General features: G+C 71.6%; 11 protein-coding genes. 2 read left to right on the forward strand and 9 right to left on the reverse strand.

What is annotated here, in order from left to right; genetic code table 11:
- Positions 1-171: 171 nt before the first annotated feature.
- From IF17_RS0135340 to IF17_RS0135350, 3 genes are all read right to left on the reverse strand, one after another.
- The gene (locus IF17_RS0135340) at positions 172-1,116 is read right to left on the reverse strand and encodes an ornithine carbamoyltransferase (RefSeq protein ID WP_030575222.1); all 945 of its coding nucleotides are present in this window, start codon (positions 1,114-1,116) and stop codon (positions 172-174) included.
- A gap of 35 nt (positions 1,117-1,151) precedes the next feature.
- The gene (locus tag IF17_RS0135345; RefSeq protein ID WP_030575223.1) at positions 1,152-2,465 is read right to left on the reverse strand and encodes a diaminobutyrate--2-oxoglutarate transaminase; all 1,314 of its coding nucleotides are present in this window, start codon (positions 2,463-2,465) and stop codon (positions 1,152-1,154) included.
- A 172-nt stretch (positions 2,466-2,637) separates the two neighbouring features.
- On the reverse strand, positions 2,638-5,907 hold the full coding sequence (locus tag IF17_RS0135350; protein WP_032773088.1) for a non-ribosomal peptide synthetase: 3,270 nt from the start codon (positions 5,905-5,907) through the stop codon (positions 2,638-2,640).
- 301 nt (positions 5,908-6,208) lie between these two features.
- On the opposite strand from IF17_RS0135350, the gene uvrA reads away from it, so the two are divergent.
- Positions 6,209-8,626, forward strand: a complete 2,418-nt coding sequence (gene uvrA, locus IF17_RS0135355) for an excinuclease ABC subunit UvrA (RefSeq protein ID WP_030575226.1) — start codon at positions 6,209-6,211, stop codon at positions 8,624-8,626.
- Between the two features lie 46 nt (positions 8,627-8,672).
- On the opposite strand, the gene IF17_RS0135360 is transcribed toward uvrA, so the two are convergent.
- From IF17_RS0135360 to IF17_RS0135370, 3 genes are read right to left on the reverse strand one after another with little or no spacing between them, the layout of a single operon-like run.
- Positions 8,673-9,419 carry a succinate dehydrogenase/fumarate reductase iron-sulfur subunit gene (locus tag IF17_RS0135360; RefSeq protein WP_030575228.1) on the reverse strand — a complete coding sequence of 249 codons (747 nt, stop codon included), beginning with the start codon at positions 9,417-9,419 and terminating at the stop codon, positions 8,673-8,675.
- The gene (locus IF17_RS0135365; protein WP_030575230.1) at positions 9,416-11,365 is read right to left on the reverse strand and encodes a fumarate reductase/succinate dehydrogenase flavoprotein subunit; all 1,950 of its coding nucleotides are present in this window, start codon (positions 11,363-11,365) and stop codon (positions 9,416-9,418) included. The genes IF17_RS0135360 and IF17_RS0135365 overlap by 4 nt, the downstream gene beginning before the upstream one ends.
- Position 11,366: 1 nt before the next feature.
- Complete coding sequence (locus IF17_RS0135370) at positions 11,367-12,071, reverse strand: succinate dehydrogenase (protein ID WP_078616165.1); 705 nt, start codon at positions 12,069-12,071, stop codon at positions 11,367-11,369.
- Between the two features lie 95 nt (positions 12,072-12,166).
- Between IF17_RS0135370 and IF17_RS0135375 the strand changes: the two genes are divergently transcribed.
- On the forward strand, positions 12,167-13,063 hold the full coding sequence (locus IF17_RS0135375) for a LysR family transcriptional regulator (protein WP_030575234.1): 897 nt from the start codon (positions 12,167-12,169) through the stop codon (positions 13,061-13,063).
- A gap of 19 nt (positions 13,064-13,082) precedes the next feature.
- On the opposite strand, the gene IF17_RS0135380 is transcribed toward IF17_RS0135375, so the two are convergent.
- The 3 genes from IF17_RS0135380 to IF17_RS0135390 all read right to left on the reverse strand — a co-directional run bounded on the left by IF17_RS0135380 (position 13,083) and on the right by IF17_RS0135390 (position 17,285).
- On the reverse strand, positions 13,083-15,257 hold the full coding sequence (locus tag IF17_RS0135380) for a putative bifunctional diguanylate cyclase/phosphodiesterase (RefSeq protein WP_030575236.1): 2,175 nt from the start codon (positions 15,255-15,257) through the stop codon (positions 13,083-13,085).
- Entirely contained in the window at positions 15,254-16,072 is an 819-nt protein-coding gene (locus IF17_RS0135385; RefSeq protein ID WP_030575244.1) for an SAM-dependent methyltransferase, read from the reverse strand. The genes IF17_RS0135380 and IF17_RS0135385 overlap by 4 nt, the downstream gene beginning before the upstream one ends.
- Before the next feature lie 238 nt (positions 16,073-16,310).
- Entirely contained in the window at positions 16,311-17,285 is a 975-nt protein-coding gene (locus IF17_RS0135390; RefSeq protein ID WP_030575246.1) for an SCO0930 family lipoprotein, read from the reverse strand.
- Between the last annotated feature and the right edge of the window lie 563 nt (positions 17,286-17,848).

Raw genomic sequence — 17,848 nt, forward strand, 5'->3', positions numbered from 1 at the left:
GTCCGCATACACCGACACATCCACCGGAGCCAGATCCAACACACCCCCCACCGGAAAACCCGGCCCACGCAACGAGAACTGCTCCCACAACCGCCAACGCCCACCGGGCAGATAAACGGCTTCCTGGTCTTCCGTGTGCTTTTCCGCGTGCTTTTCCGCGCCCATGACGCTCTACCTCTCGGAGCTCCGGTCGGCCGCGCACCATTCGAGAACGGCGCGGGCGCTGTGGTATTTGTTCTCGGCCTGGTCGAAGGCGATGCTCGCCGGGCCGTCGAGCACGTCCGCGGTCACCTCTTCGCCCCGGTGAGCGGGGAGGTCGTGCATGAAGACCGCGTCGGGGCTGCTTGCCATGGTTTTCTCGTCGACCTGGAAGGGCGCGAACACCTCGCGCCAGTCGGGGGTCGGTTTGGCGGTGCCGGTGGTCTGCCAGCGGGTGGTGTAGACGACATCGGCGGCCGGCAGGTCCGCCATGTCGTGACGCTCCTCGATCCGGGCGCCGCTCCGCCGGGCATGGGCCGCCGCCCGCTCCAGATAGGCGGGGGCCAGTCCGTACCCGGGCGGGGTGCGCAGCGTGAGCCTCGTACCCGGGAATCGGGAGAGTGCCAGGGCCAGGGCGGAGGCGGTGTTGTTGCCCTCGCCCACGTAGACCACGTGGAGGTCCTCGATGCGCCCGAACCTGCGGAGCAGCGTGGTCAGGTCGGCCAGTGCCTGGGTGGGGTGCTCCCCCTGGCTCATCGCGTTGATCACGGCCATCCGCCGCTGGTCGGCGTAGGCGCGCAGCTCCCGCTCGGGCCCGGCGGTGCGCGCCACCAGGACGTCGATCATGCGGGAGAGTACGGCCGCGCTGTCCTCCACGGTCTCCCCGGTGTTCTCCTGGAGGTCCCCGGGGCCGTAGGTGATCAGCCGTGCGCCCAGCCTCAGCGCTCCGGCGGAGAAGGCGGTACGGGTGCGGGTGGAGGTCTTGCGGAACAGCACGCCGACGACGGTGTCCGCCAGGGGGCGCGCATCGTCGGCGGCGCCCGCGGAGAACTCGGCGCCTCGCCGGGCGATGTGCAGCAGTTCGTCGTCGGAGAGGTCGTCGATGGAGATCAGATGGCGGCGTTCGGCCTGGGGCATGGTGCTTCCTCCTGGATGGAGCGGTCGGTGCGGTCTCAGCGGCCGAGCAGTGCGGCGCGGAGCACGCCGGTGCCGTGGTCCAGTTCCTCGGGGGTGACGGTCAGCGGCGGCAGCACCTTGATCACCTCGTCGTCACGGCCGGAGAGTTCGACGATGAGCCCGTGCTCGAAGGCGTACCGCTGGACCTCCTCGGCGCGCTTGCCGCCGCCGGCCCGGCCGAGGTCGATGCCGAGCACCATGCCGCGGCCCCGGACGGTGATCTCCGTTTCGGCGGCGGTCAGTTCGGCGCCGAAGGCGGCCAGGGAGCGGGCGGGCACGGGCAGCCGCTCCACGAACTCCCGGTCGCTCCACAGCTCGGCGGCGGCGGTCGCGGCGACGAACGCGAGCTGGTTGCCGCGGAAGGTGCCGGTGTGCTCCCCGGGCTCCCAGACGTCCAGTCCGGGCCGGAAGAGGGTGAGGGCCAGCGGGAGGCCGTAGCCGCTGATGGACTTGGAGACGGTCACCATGTCCGGGACGATGCCGGACTCCTCGAAGGCGAAGAAGGTGCCGGTGCGGCCGCATCCGGACTGGATCTCGTCGCAGATCAGCAGGATGCCGTGCCGTTCGGTGACGGCGCGCAGCCGCCGCAGCCAGTCGGCGGAGGCCGCGTACACGCCGCCCTCCATCTGCAGGGGCTCGACGATCACCGCGGCGGGCGCCTCGACCCCGGAGGAGGAGTCGGCCAGCAGCCGTTCGATGAGGGCGACGGAGTCGAACGGGCCCTGGGGACCGTCCTCGTAGGGGATGAACGTGACCTCGTCCTGGCCGTGCACTCCCCCGGCCCGGCGGGCGCGTCCGTTGCCGGTGACGGCGAGCGACCCCCGGGTCATCCCGTGGTAGCCCCCGCTGAAGGCGAAGACCCCCCGGCGGCCGGTGGCCTTGCGGGCCAGTTTGAGGGCGGCCTCGACAGCGTCGGCTCCGGTGGGGCCGGAGAACTGCACGGTGTAGTCCAGGCCTCGGGGGCGCAGGATGTGCTCGGTCAGCGCGGCCAGGAAGGACCGCTTCGCCGCGGTGTACATGTCGAGGCCGTGCATCATGCCGTCGGAGGCGAGGTAGTCGGTGATCCGCGCCTTGATCGGGTCCGGGTTGTGGCCGTAGTTGAGGGAGCCCGCGCCGCAGAAGAAGTCGGTGAAGACCCGTCCGTCCTCGGCGTACAGCCGGGCGCCCTTGGCCCGGACGAAGACCGCCGGGAACTTGCGGCAGTAGCTGCGGACGTGGGACTCGTACCGCTCGAAGACGTCCACATCGGGCGCCCCGGCCGCCCCGAGGGACGGAACGACGACGGGGGGAGGGGTGAAGGCGATGGTCATGGTGGTCGGTGGTCCTTTCGGTTCTCGCCCGTCGTGCCGGTCCCGGTCCGGGACGACACGCCCCGGCGGGACGGCTGCGTGAGGCGACTGGCGACGGTGTGCGTGGCGACGGCCGGCGGGGCCGGCTGCGCCGCCCCGGTGGAGGTTCCGGAGGGCGGTCGGGCGGGAGCCCTCAGGGGCGGGCGTCCGCCACCGGGCGGCGTGTGCGCCGCCGGGCTCCCAGCACCGGCGCGGACGCCGCGGAGGCGACGGTCGGATAGCCGGGCAGAGCTGCGGCCAGCGCGGCCACGGTGGGATGCTCGAAGAGTGCCCGGACCGGTACGTCGATCCCGAGCGCGGACCTGAGCCGTACCGAGACACGGGTGGCGAGCAGGGAGTGCCCGCCGAGCTGGAAGAAGTCGTGGTCGACGCCGATCTCCCGGATGCCGAGCACGTCCTCCCAGACTGTGGCCACCGCGCGTTCGCGGTCCGTGCGCGGTGGTGCGCCCATGGAGCCGCCCGCGACGCCCCAGTCGGCCACCGGCGGCAGCGCCAGGCGGTCGACCTTGCCGTTCGGAGTCCGGGGCAGCGCCTCCAGGGTCACGAAGGCCTCGGGCACCATGTAGTCGGGCAGGGTGGCCAGCAGGGCCGCCCTCAGCTCGTCATGGGCGGCCGCTGCGGCCGCCTCCTTCATGACGAGATAGGCGGCCAGCCGCTGGTCACCGTCCGGGTGCTGAACCGCACGGACCACCACGGCCCGGATGTGGCCGAGGGCCAGGAGCGCGGACTCGATCTCCCCCGGCTCGATCCGGTGCCCCCGGATCTTCACCTGGTGGTCGGCCCGGCCCAGGATCTCCAAGGACCCGTCGGAACGCCGGCGCGCGAGATCGCCCGTGCGGTACAGCCGGGCGCCGGGACGGTCGGCGAAGGGGTCGGGGACGAAGGCCGCGGCGCTCTGGGCCGGCCTTCCGTGGTAACCCCAGCCCAGGCCGCTGCCGCCGATGCAGATCTCCCCGACGGCCCCTTCGGCTACGGGTTTCCCGCGGGCGTCGAGCAGCACGAGGCGTGTGTTGCCCCGCAGTTGCCAGGCCTCCGGGCGCCCTCGGGGGTCGAGGCGGGACGTGGTGGACCAGACGGTGGTCTCGGTCGGGCCGTAGAGGTCCCACACCCGCGCACCGCCGTCCGCCAGCCGTACCGCGAGTTCGGTGTGCAGCTTCTCGCCGCCGCTGAGGATGTCGAGTCCGGCGCCCGGCCGCCAGCCGCAGTCCAGCAGCATCCGCAAGGTCACCGGGGTGGCCTGGACCAGGGCGGTGCCGGCGCTGTCGATCAGGGCCGCCATCCGCTGCGGGTCGCGGGCCTGTTCGCGGTCGGCCAGCAGCAGCCGCGCCCCGGTGGTCAGCGGGAGGCACAGTTCCATGAGGGACGGGTCGAACGAGACCGTGGTGATGCCCAGGAACGTGGCACCGGGGCCGATCGGCAGACGGCCGGCCATGGAGGCCAGGAAGTGCGTGAGCGACCGGTGCTCGACGAGCACGCCCTTCGGCTGCCCGGTGGAGCCGGAGGTGTAGAAGATGTAGGCGAGTTCGTCCGGGCGTGGACGGTGCGGTGGCCTCGGGCCCGGGGCCCCGGTCGCCCGTGAGCTCTCGTCGGCGTCGTCGAGGAGCAGGGTGCGCGGCTCGGGCTGACGGCCGCCGCCGCCCGTGTCCGCCAGCCGGCCGGTGAGGGCCCTTTCGCTGATGATGATCCCGGCGCCGGAGTCCTGGAGGAGATGGCCGATCCGGGCGGGCGGGTAGTCCGGGTCGAGCGGAAGGTAGACGGCGCCGGCCCGGTGGACCGCCAGCAGGGCTGTCACCAGATCGGGGCTCCGCTCCAGGAAGACGCCGACCGGAACGCCCGGACCGGCACCGAGGGCGGCGAGACGGCATGCCAGCCGGTCGGCCCGGGCGTCCAGTTCGCCGTACGTGAGAGAGCCGCCGGAGCCGCTGACCGCCACCGCGCCGGGGGCGCGGGACACCTGCCGGGCGAACAGCTCCGTCCAGGGGACGTCGGGCACGTCCAGCGCCGTGTCGTTGCCCTGGGCCAGCAGTCTGCGCCGCTCGCGGCCGGGCAGTCCCTCGATCCCCCCGGTGAGCCGGGCGAGCGGGGCGTCCGGTTCGGCCACGGCGGCCGCCAGCAGCGTGACGAAGGCGGCGCCGATCCGCTCGGCGGTGTCGGGGTCGAACAGTGCGGTGGCGTACTGCATCCGGCCGGAGATCCGGCCATCGGGCTGGGAGAGGAGGTCGAGTGCCAGGTCGAAGGCGGTGCCCGACGCCGGGGTGGAGACCATCCTGGTGTCCAGGCCGGGCAGATGGTCGGGCTCCTCGGGGAGGGGAAGCAGCTGGAAGGAGACCTGGAAGAGGGGGTTGCGGGACAGGTCACGCCGTTGGGCCAGTTCGGTGACGACCCGCTCGAACGGCAGCTCGGCATGGCTGAGCGCGGCCAGGGTGTCCGTGCGTACCCGGCCGAGCAGCTCGGCGAAGGACGGGGAACCGGCCAGGCTGGTGCGCAGCACCACCGAGTTGACGAACAGCCCGATCAGCTCACCGAGCGGGGGCCGCCCCCGGCCACTGACCGGGGTGCCGACGGCCACGTCGTCGCGGTCGGCCAGCCGCCCCAGTGTGGCCTGGAAGGCGGCGAGCAGCACCATGAAGCGCGTGGCCCGGTGTTCTCTGGCCAGCCGGTCCACCTTGGCGGCGAGTTCGGCCGGAACGGTGAAGCGGGCGATGTCGGCGGCGCCGTCCCAGATGGCCGGCCGCGGCCGGTCGGCGGGCAGTTCCAGGGGTTCGAGTCCGGCCAGCCGCTCACGCCAGTAGGCGAGTTGACGCTCGCCCCGGGGGCCGGCGAGGCGCGCGGCCTGCGAGACGGCGGTGTCGGCGTACTGGAGGGGCAGCGGCTCGGGCTCCGCTCCCGCACCTCCCGTACGGGCCTGGTACCCGGCCGCCAGTTCCCGGGTGAGGACGGGCCAGGAGAAGAAGTCGAAGGCGATGTGGTGGACCACGATCAGGAGCAGGTGCTCCTGATCGCCGAGCCGCACCAGCGTCAGCCGCAGCGGCGGCGCGGTGTCCAGCGGCAGCGGCCTGACCAGCTCGGCCGCGATCAGCCCGGTGAGCCGTGACTCGCGCTCCTGGGAAGGCAGGCTCCGCAGGTCCCGGTGGTCCCACGGCACCTCCACGACGGGCTCCACCACCGCGACCGGCTCCCCGTCCACGGACGGGTACCGGGTCCGGAGCACCTCGTGCCGGGCGAGCAGGGCCTCGAATGCCCCGGTCAGGGCCTTCTCGTCGAGGTCCCCTCGAACGCGCAGTGCCAGCGGCAGCAGGTCACCCGGCGTCCCGGGGCGCAGGCTGTCCAGAAACCACAGCCGTCGCTGTGCGAACGACATCGGCCGTCCGGAATCCGCCGTCCGGGCATCTGCGCTGTCCACCGGTCGCCTCCATGGATGCGGTCACGTCCGGGCCTGGGACCGGCTCCGGCACCTGCGAGTCTCCGCGTCCGCCTGGTTCGCGCCCAGAGAACTTCCGGCAGCCGCGTCGGCGGCCCACTCCTGCCCGGCACTCCCTTGCTGCTCCCGGCGGCCGTCGCGCTCGCCCCCTGCCGTGCTGCTCACCACACAGGAGACAGGCGGTGGACCGGGCCGCCGCCTCGCCCCGGCCCTCCCCGCCCCCCGGCCCCGCCCGCGCCTAGAATCGAACCGTTTGTCCCCCTCACGTACGGAGCCCCGCCCCATGCACTCCCCCCACGATCCGTACGTCCGGGTGCGCGGCGCGCGCGAGCACAACCTCCAGGACGTGAACGTCGACATCCCGCGCGACACCCTCACGGTCTTCACCGGGGTCTCCGGGTCCGGCAAGTCCTCGCTGGCGTTCGGCACGATCTACGCCGAGGCCCAGCGCCGCTACTTCGAGTCGGTCGCTCCGTACGCGCGCCGGCTCATCCACCAGGTGGGCGCACCGGCCGTCGGGGAGATCACCGGGCTGCCGCCCGCCGTCTCCCTGGAGCAGCGCCGCTCGGCGCCCGGGGCCCGGTCGTCGGTGGGGACGGTGACCACGCTCTCCAACTCGCTGCGGATGCTGTTCTCCCGGGCCGGGGAGTACCCGGCGGGCGCCGAGCGGCTGGACTCCGACGCATTCTCCCCCAACACGGCGGCCGGGGCCTGCCCCGAGTGCCACGGCCTGGGGCGCATCCACCGGACGGACGAGGAACTGCTCGTCCCCGACCCCTCACTCTCGATCCGGGAGGGCGCGATCGCCGCGTGGCCGGGGGCCTGGCAGGGGAAGAACCTGCGCGATGTGCTGGACACCCTGGGGTACGACGTCGACCGGCCGTGGCGTGAGCTGGAGGCGAAGGACCGCGAGTGGATCCTGTTCACGGACGAGCAGCCGGTGGTGACCGTGCATCCGGTGCGGGACGCGGGGAGGATCCAACGCCCGTACCAGGGAACGTACATGAGCGCCCGACGCTATGTGCTGCACACCTTCGCCGACACCAAGAGCCGCACGCTGCGGGCAAAGGCCGAGCGCTTCCTGACGAGTGTGCCGTGTCCGGTGTGCGGCGGGAGCAGGCTGCGGCCCGAGGCGATGGCGGTGACCTTCGCCGGGCGGACCATCGCGGAGCTGGCCGGGCTGCCGCTCTCCGCCCTGGCCGAGGTGCTCACGGCGGCCGCGGCGGGCGGTGAGGAGACGGCCCGGGTGCTGACGGGTGATCTGCTGGCCCGGATCGGGACGGTGACGGAGCTGGGGCTCGGCTATCTGAGCCTGGACCGGACGGCCCCGACGCTCTCCTCGGGCGAGTTGCAGCGGCTGCGGCTGGCGACCCAGCTGCGTTCGGGGCTCTTCGGGGTGGTCTACGTACTGGACGAGCCGTCGGCCGGGCTGCACCCCGCCGATACGGAGTCCCTGCTCGGGGTGCTCGGCCGGCTCAAGGAGGCCGGGAACTCGGTCTTCGTGGTGGAGCACCAGATGGATGTGGTGCGGCAGGCGGACTGGCTGGTGGACGTGGGGCCGCTGGCCGGGGAGCACGGTGGGCGGGTGCTGCACAGCGGGCCACCCCAGGGGCTGGCCGAGGTGCCGGAGTCGGCGACGCGGCGGTTCCTCTTCGACCAGGGCCCGACGCCGGTACGGGAGACGCGCACGCCTTCCGGGTGGATCCGGCTCTCCGGGGTGGAGCGGCACAATGTGCGCGGGGTCGACGCGGCCTTCCCGCTCGGGGTGTTCACGGCGGTGACCGGCGTGTCCGGGTCGGGCAAGTCGACCCTGGTGGGGCAGGTGCTCGCCGGGGTGATGGCGGACCGGCAGGCGGGTGAGGAGGCTGCCGGGGCGGGCGAGCAGTTCTGCGCTTCGGCGAGCGGGCTGGAGGCGGTGGACCGGCTCGTCCAGGTGGACCAGAAGCCGATCGGGCGGACGCCCCGGTCCAACCTGGCCACGTACACCGGCCTCTTCGACACCGTACGCAAGTTGTTCGCGCAGACCGGGACGGCGCGGGAGCGGGGCTATACGGCGGGGCGGTTCTCGTTCAACGTGAGCGGCGGGCGGTGCGAGACGTGTCAGGGCGAGGGGTTCGTCTCGGTGGAGCTGCTCTTCCTGCCCAGCACCTACGCACCCTGCCCGGACTGCCACGGCGCGCGCTACAACCCGGAGACGCTGGAGGTCACGCTCCACGGGCTGACGGTCGCTCAAGTCCTCGATCTCACCGTGGAGTCGGCGGCGGACTTCTTCTCCGGGACCCCGGCCGCCGAGCGCGCGCTGACCACGCTGCTGGACGTGGGGCTCGGCTATCTGCGGCTCGGGCAGCCGGCCACCGAGCTGTCCGGCGGCGAGGCCCAGCGGATCAAGCTCGCCTCGGAGCTCCAGCGCACCCGGCGCGGGCACACGCTGTATCTGCTGGACGAGCCGACGACCGGCCTGCATCCGGCCGATGTCGAGGTGCTGATGCGGCAGTTGCACGGTCTGGTGGACGCGCACAACACCGTGGTGGTCGTGGAGCACGACATGGCCGTGGTGGCGGGCGCGGACCACGTCATCGACCTGGGGCCGGGCGGCGGTGACCGGGGCGGGCGGATCGTGGCGACCGGTACGCCTCAGGAGGTGGCGCGGGCGGCGGAGAGCCGTACGGCGCCGTATCTGGCGAAGGCCCTGGGGAGTTGATCCCGTACGGGCCTGAAAAAGACACCGTACGGGATCAACTCGCCTGTCAGCGGCGGACTTTACGCGTCGCCCGCAGCCACTCCTTGTTCATCGCCGCGATCGACGGCAGCGGGATGCCCTTCGGGCAGGCGGTCGCGCACTCGCCGGTCAGGGTGCAGCCGCCGAACCCCTCCTCGTCCATCTGGGCCACCATGTCCAGCACCCGGGTCTCGCGCTCCGGGGCACCCTGCGGCAGGACGTTGAGGTGGTTGACCTTGGCCGCCGTGAACAGCATCGCCGAGCCGTTGGGGCAGGCCGCCACGCAGGCGCCGCAGCCGATGCACTCGGCGTTCTCGAAGGCGAGTTCGGCGTCCGGCTTGGGCACCGGGGTGGCGTGGGCGTCGGGCGCGGTGCCGGTGGGGGCGGAGATGTAGCCGCCGGACTGGATGATGCGGTCGAAGGAGGAGCGGTCCACGACCAGGTCCTTGACCACCGGGAAGGCGGAGGCCCGCCACGGCTCGATGTCGATCGTGTCGCCGTCGGCGAAGGACCGCATGTGGAGCTGGCAGGTGGTGGTGCGCTCCGGGCCGTGGGCGTCGCCGTTGATGACGAGGCTGCACGCGCCGCAGATGCCCTCGCGGCAGTCGTGGTCGAAGGCGACGGGCTCGTCCCCGGCGAGGATGAGCTCCTCGTTGAGGGTGTCGAGCATCTCCAGGAACGACATGTCCTGGGAGATCCCGTCGACTTCGTAGGTGGCCATGGCGCCGGGCGTCTCGGCATTCTGCTGGCGCCAGACGCGCAGGGTGAGCTTCATGCGTAGCTCCGCTGAGTGGGGTGGACGTACTCGAAGACGAGGTCTTCCTTGTGCAGGACGGGGGCGGCGCCGGTGGTGGTGAACTCCCAGGCGGCGGCGTACGAGAACTCCTCGTCGCGCCGCTCGGCCTCGCCCTCGGGGGTCTGGGACTCGGCACGGAAGTGGCCGCCGCAGGACTCGGCGCGGTGCAGCGCGTCGAGGCACATCAGCTCGGCCAGCTCCAGGTAGTCGACGATGCGGTTCGCCTTCTCCAGCGACTGGTTGAACTGCTCGCCGGTGCCGGGCACCTTGATGCGGCGCCAGAACTCCTCCCGGATCTCCGGGATCTTGGCGAGCGCCTTGCGCAGTCCGTCCTCGGTGCGGGCCATCCCGCAGTACTCCCACATGAGTTCACCGATCTCGCGGTGGAAGGAGTCGGGGGTGCGGTCGCCGTCGACGGAGAGCAGCAGGTTGATGCGGTCCTCGGTCTCCGCCACCACCTCGGCGACGGCGGGGTGGTGGGCGTCGACCTTCTCGGTGTGCGGGTTGCGGGCGAGGTAGTCGTTGATCGTGGAGGGCAGGACGAAGTAGCCGTCGGCGAGACCCTGCATCAGCGCGGAGGCGCCGAGCCGGTTGGCCCCGTGGTCGGAGAAGTTCGCCTCGCCGATGGCGAAGAGGCCGGGGATGGTGGTCGAGAGGTCGTAGTCGACCCAGAGGCCGCCCATCGTGTAGTGCACGGCGGGGTAGATCCGCATGGGGACCGTGTAGGGGTCCTCGTCGGTGATCCGCTGGTACATGTCGAAGAGGTTGCCGTACTTCGCCTCCACCGCCTTGCGGCCCATCCGTCCGATGGCCTCGGCGAAGTCCAGGTAGACCCCTTGCCCGCCGGGGCCGACGCCGCGTCCCTCGTCGCAGACGTTCTTGGCGGCGCGGGAGGCGATGTCGCGGGGCACCAGGTTGCCGAAGGCGGGGTAGATGCGCTCCAGGTAGTAGTCGCGCTCGTCCTCGGGGATCTGGTCGGCCGGGCGGTCGTCGCCCTTGGCCTTGGGGACCCAGATGCGGCCGTCGTTGCGCAGCGACTCGCTCATCAGGGTGAGCTTGGACTGGTGGTCGCCGGTGCGCGGGATGCAGGTGGGGTGGATCTGGGTGAAGCAGGGGTTGGCGAAGTAGGCGCCGCGCCGGTGGGCCCGCCAGATCGCGGTGGCGTTGGAGTTCATGGCGTTGGTCGACAGGTAGAAGACGTTGCCGTAGCCGCCGGTGGCCAGGACGACCGCGTCGGCGAAGTAGGTGTCGATCTTCCCGGTGACGAGGTCGCGGGCGACGATCCCGCGGGCCTTTCCGTCGACCACGATGAGGTCCAGCATCTCGGTACGGGCGTGGAGTTCGACGCCGCCCGTGGCGATCTGCCGGGAGAGTGCCTGGTAGGCGCCGAGGAGCAGCTGCTGCCCGGTCTGGCCGCGCGCGTAGAACGTACGGGAGACCTGGACGCCGCCGAAGGACCGGTTGTCGAGGAGGCCGCCGTACTCGCGGGCGAAGGGGACGCCCTGGGCGACGCACTGGTCGATGATCTCGACCGAGATCTGCGCCAGCCGGTGGACGTTGGACTCGCGGGCGCGGAAGTCACCGCCCTTGACGGTGTCGTAGAAGAGTCGGTGGATCGAGTCGCCGTCGTTGCGGTAGTTCTTCGCCGCGTTGATACCGCCCTGCGCGGCCACCGAGTGGGCGCGCCGGGGCGAGTCCTGGAAGCAGAACTGGACGACGTGGTAGCCCTGTTCGGCGAGCGTCGCGCCGGCCGATCCGCCGGCCAGTCCGGTGCCGACGACGATGACCGTATGTTTGCGCCGGTTGGCCGGGTTCACGAGTTTGGCTTGGAAGCGGCGGGTGTCCCAGCGCTCGGCGACGGGGCCCTCGGGGGCCTTGGTGTCGACGACGGGCTCGCCCGTGGCGTAGTGCGTGTAGTCGGGCATGTCAGCTCACCACTCCGGTCATGACGGCGACGGGTACGGAGATGAAGCCCAGCGTCAGCACCGCCGCGAGGACGTTGGCGAGGGTCTTCAGGACGCGGTCGCGGGTCGCGTTGCCGACGCCGAGCGTCTGCGCGGCGCTCCAGAAGCCGTGCTGGACGTGCAGGCCCATGGCGAGCACGGCGACGATGTAGATGACGTTGCCGTACCAGGTGGAGAAGGTGTCGATGACGTTCTGGTACGGGTGTCCGGCCTCGAAGCTGGTGTGGACGGTGCCGGTCGTCAGGTCGAGGATGTGCCAGATGATGAAGAGCACGAGGATGATCCCGCCCCAGCGCATGGTCCGGGTGGCGTAGCTGGCGCGGGGCCTCTTGTGGACGTATTTCGCCGGGCGCGCTCTGATGTCGCGGCGGCTGAGCTGGTACGCGGAGATGCCGTGCAGCACGACGGCGGCGACCAGCCCCACGCGGACGATCCACAGCGCCCACTCGTAGTGCAGGATCGGTTCGCCCATGGTGCGCAGCCAGTGGGCGTAGCCGTCGAACTCACCGGGTCCGAAGAAGATCTTCAGGTTTCCGACCATGTGGGCGACGAGGTACCCGAGCATGATCAGACCGGAGACGGCCATGATGGTTTTCTTGCCGACGGTCGAGTCCCAGAGCGTACGCGTCATCGACGGCCGTCGGTCCGTCCGCGTTGCCAATGCCATGGACCTGACGGTAGGGGCCCCGGGCCGATCAGTCCAAGACATGGAGTGGCTGATCTTCATAGGTGTTGCCTATCGAGCGACGGTAGCCTCGGTGTATGCACTTCCAGCAGCTCACCTATTTCGTGGCCGTCGCCGAGACCCTGCATTTCACCCGGGCCGCCGAGGCCGTGCATGTCTCGCAGCCCTCGCTCTCCCAGCAGATCCGGGCCCTGGAGAGCGAGCTGGGCGCCGAGCTGTTCAGCCGGGCCAGGGGCAACATCGCCCTGACCGACGCAGGTGAGGCGCTGCTGCCGCTGGCCCGGCGGATCCTCGCGGACGCGGAGACCGCGCGCCACGAGGTGCAGGAACTGGTGCAGCTGCGGAGCGGCCGGGTGCGGTTGGGCGCGACGCCGAGCCTCTGTACGGGGCTGCTGCCCGATGTGCTGCGCGCCTTCCACGACCGGCATCCGGGGGTGCGGCTGCTGCTGGAGGAGGGCGGCTCGCACGACCTCGTACGGCAGCTGGCGCGCGGGGCGCTCGACCTGGCGCTGGTGGTGCTGCCGCTGCCGGCCGCCTCCCCCGCGCTGACCACGGTGGAGCTGCTGCGGGAGGACCTGGTGGTGGTGTCGTCCGCCGCGGAGCCTCCCCCGGGGCGCGGCGGGCGGGTCCGGATCGCGGATCTCGAAGGGGCGCCCCTGGTGATGTTCCGGCACGGCTACAACTTGCGGGAGCTGACGCTCGCCGCCTGCCGGGCTGAGGGGTTCGAGCCCTCGTTCACGGTGGAGGGCGGCGAGATGGACGCGGTGCTCGGTTTCGTACGGGCGGGGCTCGGCATCGCGGTGGTGCCGAGCATGGCCGCCACCCGGGCCGGTCACGACCTGCGGCGGACCCCGCTGGCCGGCCCCGGACTGCGGCGCACGATCGCTCTCGCGCACCGCAGCGACGTGGCCCCGCCCCGCGCGGCCCGGGAGCTCCAGCGGATGCTGCTGGAGCACGGGCCCGGGGGCGGGTGAGAGGCCCGGGCCCCTCCGCTCACACCGCGTCGGCCAGCAGCAGCGAGTGGATGCGGTCCGGGGCGCCGGGGCGGGCGTAGTACCAGCCCTGGGCGGTGTCGCAGCCCAGCCGGCGCAACTGCTCGGCCTGCGCCCCCGTCTCCACGCCCTCCACCGTGACGGCCAGCTCCAGGCTGTGGGCCAGCGAGACGATCCCCTCGACGATCTTCAGGTCGACCGGGTCCGCCGGGTGCTGCTGCATGCCCCGGGTGAAGGAGCGGTCCAGCTTGAGGACGCTCACCGGGAGCCGCCGCAGGTTGGCCAGGTTCGAGTAGCCGGTGCCGAAGTCGTCGAGCGCGATGTCCACGCCCATCTCGGCGAGTTGCCGCAGCGGCTTGAGGAGGTCGTCGTCGGCGCCGATGAGGGCGGACTCGGTCACCTCCAGGCAGAGAGCGCCGGGTTCGAGGCCCGAGCGTTCCAGTACGTCGACGGTCTCGGCGACCAGCCGGGGGTGGTGCAGCTGGGTCGGCGAGAGGTTGACGTTGATCCGCAGCGGGCCTCCGTCGCTGTGCCGCTCCTGCCAGAAGTTGGCCTGCCGGACGGACTCCTCCAGCACCCAGCGCCCCAGCGGCACGATCAGCCCGGTGTGCTCGGCGAGCGGGATGAACCGGTCGGGGCCGAGCACCCCGTGCTGCGGATGGCACCACCGTACGAGCGCCTCGGCGCCGTGCACGGTGCCGTCGCCGAGGTGGACGAGCGGCTGGTACTCGATGAAGAACTCGCCCCGGTCCAGCGCGGCGGGCAGCGCGGTGGTCAGCCCGTGGCGGGTGATGGCGCGGGCGTCGGCCTCGGCGTCGGCGAGTTCGAAGCGGTTGCCGCCCGCCGCCTTGGCCCGGTACATGGTGATGTCCGCGCTGCGCAGCACCTCGGCGGCGCTGCGCTCCCCGGCCGGGCCCTCGACGACGCCGATGGAGCCGCGGACGCTCAGCTCGCGGCCGTCCAGCCGGATCGGGGTGGCGAGCACGTTGAGGATGCGGCCGGCCAGCTCGTCCACCGCGTCGGCGGTGCCCGGCCCGGTGGTCAGGGCCACGAACTCGTCGCCGCCGAGCCGGGCGACCATCTCGCCGGGTGCGGTGGCGCAGCTCTGGAGCCGGTCGGCGACCTCGACCAGGAGCCGGTCGCCGGCCGCGTGGCCGAGACTGTCGTTGATGGCCTTGAACCCGTCGAGGTCCAGGTAGCAGAGGCCGAAGCGGGCCCCGTCCTTGGCCGCGAGCACCTTCTCCAGACGCTCGAAGAACAGCGTCCGGTTGGGCAGTCCGGTGAGCGCGTCGTGCGTGGCCTCGTAGCGCAGCCGCAGGTTGAGCAGACGGCGCTCGGTGGTGTCCTCCATCAGCGCCAGCTGGTACTGCGGACGGCCCTCGGGGTCGCGCAGCAGCGACACGGTGAGGTTGGTCCACAGGACGGTGCCGTCGTTGCGGTAGTACGCCTTCTCGACCCGGTAGTGGTCGCGCTCCCCCCGTACCAGCTCGTTGTAGAACTTCCACACCTGCGGCGAGTCCTCGGGGTGGACCCACTCGTTCACCTTGTGGCTGCGGACGTGGTGCTCCAGGCCGCCGAACATCCGGGTGAGGGTGTCGTTGATCTCCAGGATGTTGCCGTCGAGGTCGGCGATGCCGATGCCGACGGCGGCGTCCTTGAAGACCGCGCGGAAGCGGGCCTCGGTGGCGTGGAGGGCCTGCTCGGCGTCCGAGCGGGCGGTGAGCGCCGAGCGGGCGATGGCCTCCTGCTCGGCGAGGGTCCGCTCGCGCAGGGCCTGGGAGAAGCCGGAGGCGAGGGTGTGCTGGATCCGGGCGCACCGGGCGCGGGCGTCCTCGGTGGACAGCTCACCCGGACCGTTGCCGCCGCAGTACAGCACGAGGTAGGAGTCGACGACCCCGAGCGTGGAGCTCAGGGCGTCCGGGTCCGTGCAGTGCGCGTCGACCAGCGCCGCGCCGATCCGGGCGGCGGGCGAGGCGTCGAACGGGTGGGCGTGCAGGGTCAGGCTCAACTCGCGGGCCAGCGGCAGCAGATGCCGCTCGAACTCCGGGCGGGTCAGGGAGGTGGCCGTCAGCGGGAAGATGGCCCGGCTCCAGATCGTGGCGAATCTCCGGAGCCGGCCTTCCGGTCCGTCCGGTTCCGCGTCCTGCTCACCGGAGGCCTGGGCGGGAATACTCACGCCTTACGCCCGACCCCGCCGAAGCCCGAGAAGGCGTACGGGTCTTCCTGCTCCGGCGACTGCGGGGTGTCCGGCCGCCACTCGGGCATCGACACGAGGCCGGGCTCCACCATCTCGTACCCCTCGAAGAACGCGCCGATCTCCTCGCGCGTCCGCATGATGAGCGGGTTGCGGATGTTCCGGTAGACGCCGACCGTGCCGTCCGCCTCCTCCTTGGAGAGCGGGATGCCCTCGTACGAGGCGTGGGTCAGGATGACGAGGCTGCCGGGGGCCAGTGCCTCGCGCAGTTCGGCGACCGCCGCGCGCGGATCGTCGGCGTCCTCGATGAAGTGGAGCACCGCGACGAGCAGCAGGGCCACCGGGCGGTCCAGGTCGAGGAGTCCGGTGATCGCCGGGTTCTCCAGGATCTCCTTGGGGCGGCGCAGGTCGGCGGCGGCGATGACGGCCAGGTCGTTGCCCTCCAGCACCGCCTGGCTGTGTGCGACGGCGACCGGGTCGTGGTCGACGTACGCCACCTTGGCCCGCGGGTCGGCGGCCTGGGCCACCTCGTGGACGTTGCCGAAGGTCGGGATGCCGGAGCCGATGTCGAGGAACTGATCGATCCCCTCGCCGACCGCGTACCGCACGGCCCGGCGCATAAAGGCCCGATTCGCCTGCATGATCTTGGGAAGGCCCGGGAGGAACTCCATGGCCTTCCGCGCGGCTTCCCGGTCCACCTCGAAATTGTGCGATCCGCCCAGATAGAAGTCGTACATGCGGGACACGCTCGGCACCGAGATATCTATGCCTTGCGGTGCCCAGGCGGGACGCTCCATCGATGTCTCCAACAAGTTCGCCACGGCGATCCGGCCATGTTCATGGTCAGTGTTGACCAGAGGCTACTGATCGACCGCCAAGAGAGCGAGTGGAAACGGAAATTAGGGATCCGTTATTGGTCACACTCCGGTGGCAACAACGGCCGGTCCCGTCGCTGCGCGTACACATGCAGCGACGGACCGGCACTTCACTCACCGATTCCCGGTGGTTCGGGGCCACTTGGGAGCTACTGGGCGGTTACTTCGTGGTCTTGACGAGCTTGGAGTCGGGCGAGACCGCGAACCACGTACCGCCGACTCCCTGGCCGTTGACGTCACCCGGCTTCTCGTCCCCGGCGAACGTATAGATCGGCCAGCAGTCGATGGTCTGCTGCTTGATCCCGTCGGGGCGGTCGAAAGTGACGAATCCCTTCTTCGTCACGCCTTCCACCGAGTTTTTGGACACGGGGGCGACTACCGGCCACTTCTTGAGGCAGTCGCCGGTGCAGGCCGTCTTCATCGGCCAGGCGGAGTCCTGCGTGAACCGGTAAACCGTCATACCGCGCTTGTCCACCACGATGTCACCGAGTTCCGGGTCCTTGCGGACGGAAAGCCCCGCCGCGTCGGCCGGTTCGGCGCCGGCCGGATCGGTGACGGCCGCACCGTCGGCGTTGGCCGCCGCCTTCTTCCCGTCGGGGGCGGAGGCGAACCAGGTGCCCCCGACGCCCTGGCCGTTGGCCTGTCCCGGCGCGGTGTCCTTCGCGTACCGGTACATCGGCCAGCCGTCGACCGTGAGCTGCTTGGAGCCGTCGGTCCGGACGACCTCGCCGAGCAGCGAGGCATCGGTTCCGGCGGCGGCCTTGACGTCGCCCGCGGGCACCACGGGCCACGCCGTCGCGCAGTCTCCGTCACAGTTCGACTTCGGCGGCTTCGCGGTGTCCTTGTCGAACCGGTAGAGCGTGAACCCCTCGCTGTCGGTGAGCACCTTCCCGAGCTTCTTGCTGTCCTGGACGGCGAGTTGACCCGCCGCCTTCGGGGCCGCGACGTCAGCGCCGGAGCCGTAACCACCGCCGGAGGAGCCGTAGCCGCTCTCGGCCGGCTGCTGCGCCGGGGCCGCGTTGCCCACCGACTGACCATTGGGCGATGCCGTGCCCTGCTCCTGACCGCACGCCGTCGTCAGCGTCAAAAGGGCCACGGCGGTGACCGCGAGCGAGGCGTTGCGCCAGGTGTTCATGTCGACTCCCGTAGTACGTCGTCGTATTCGCTGCGATGGCGACGCGAGGCCGCGCCGTCCATGGCCCTAGGTACGGGGCGTCACGGGGGTGGTGTTCAACGCGGGCCGAGAAGAATTCAGCGGCGCGCTCATCGGGGCTTCGGGCGGGGGAGCCTGCCGGACCGTCAACCGGGCGCAAACATGAACGGCTTCTTGTCCCACCATCAGGCGAATCCCCGCGAAGTCCGGTGTGTCGCCGGACGACGTGGATCATGCTGCCGGTCGTGTACGGATCCCGCATCGGGCGGCTCTCGACAGCCGCCGCACTCGTCTGGCTGATAGCCGTACCGCAGCCCGCGACCGCCGACGCCTGCGCGGTGGCCGTCATCGGGCAGGACGACGGCACCACCGCGGTCGCCGTGGCGGGCAGCGGAAACTGCGGGGTGGTCACCCCACCGGAACCGCCGCCTCCCCCGCCTCCTCCGCCGCCACCTCCTCCGCCACCATCTCCACCGCCGCCGCCACCTCCGCCCCCGGAGCCACCACCGCCTCCACCTCCTCCCCCGCCGCCCCCGGCACCGGAA

The sequence above is a fragment of the Streptomyces cyaneofuscatus genome, assembly GCF_000718135.1.
Lineage (GTDB): Bacteria > Actinomycetota > Actinomycetes > Streptomycetales > Streptomycetaceae > Streptomyces > Streptomyces cyaneofuscatus.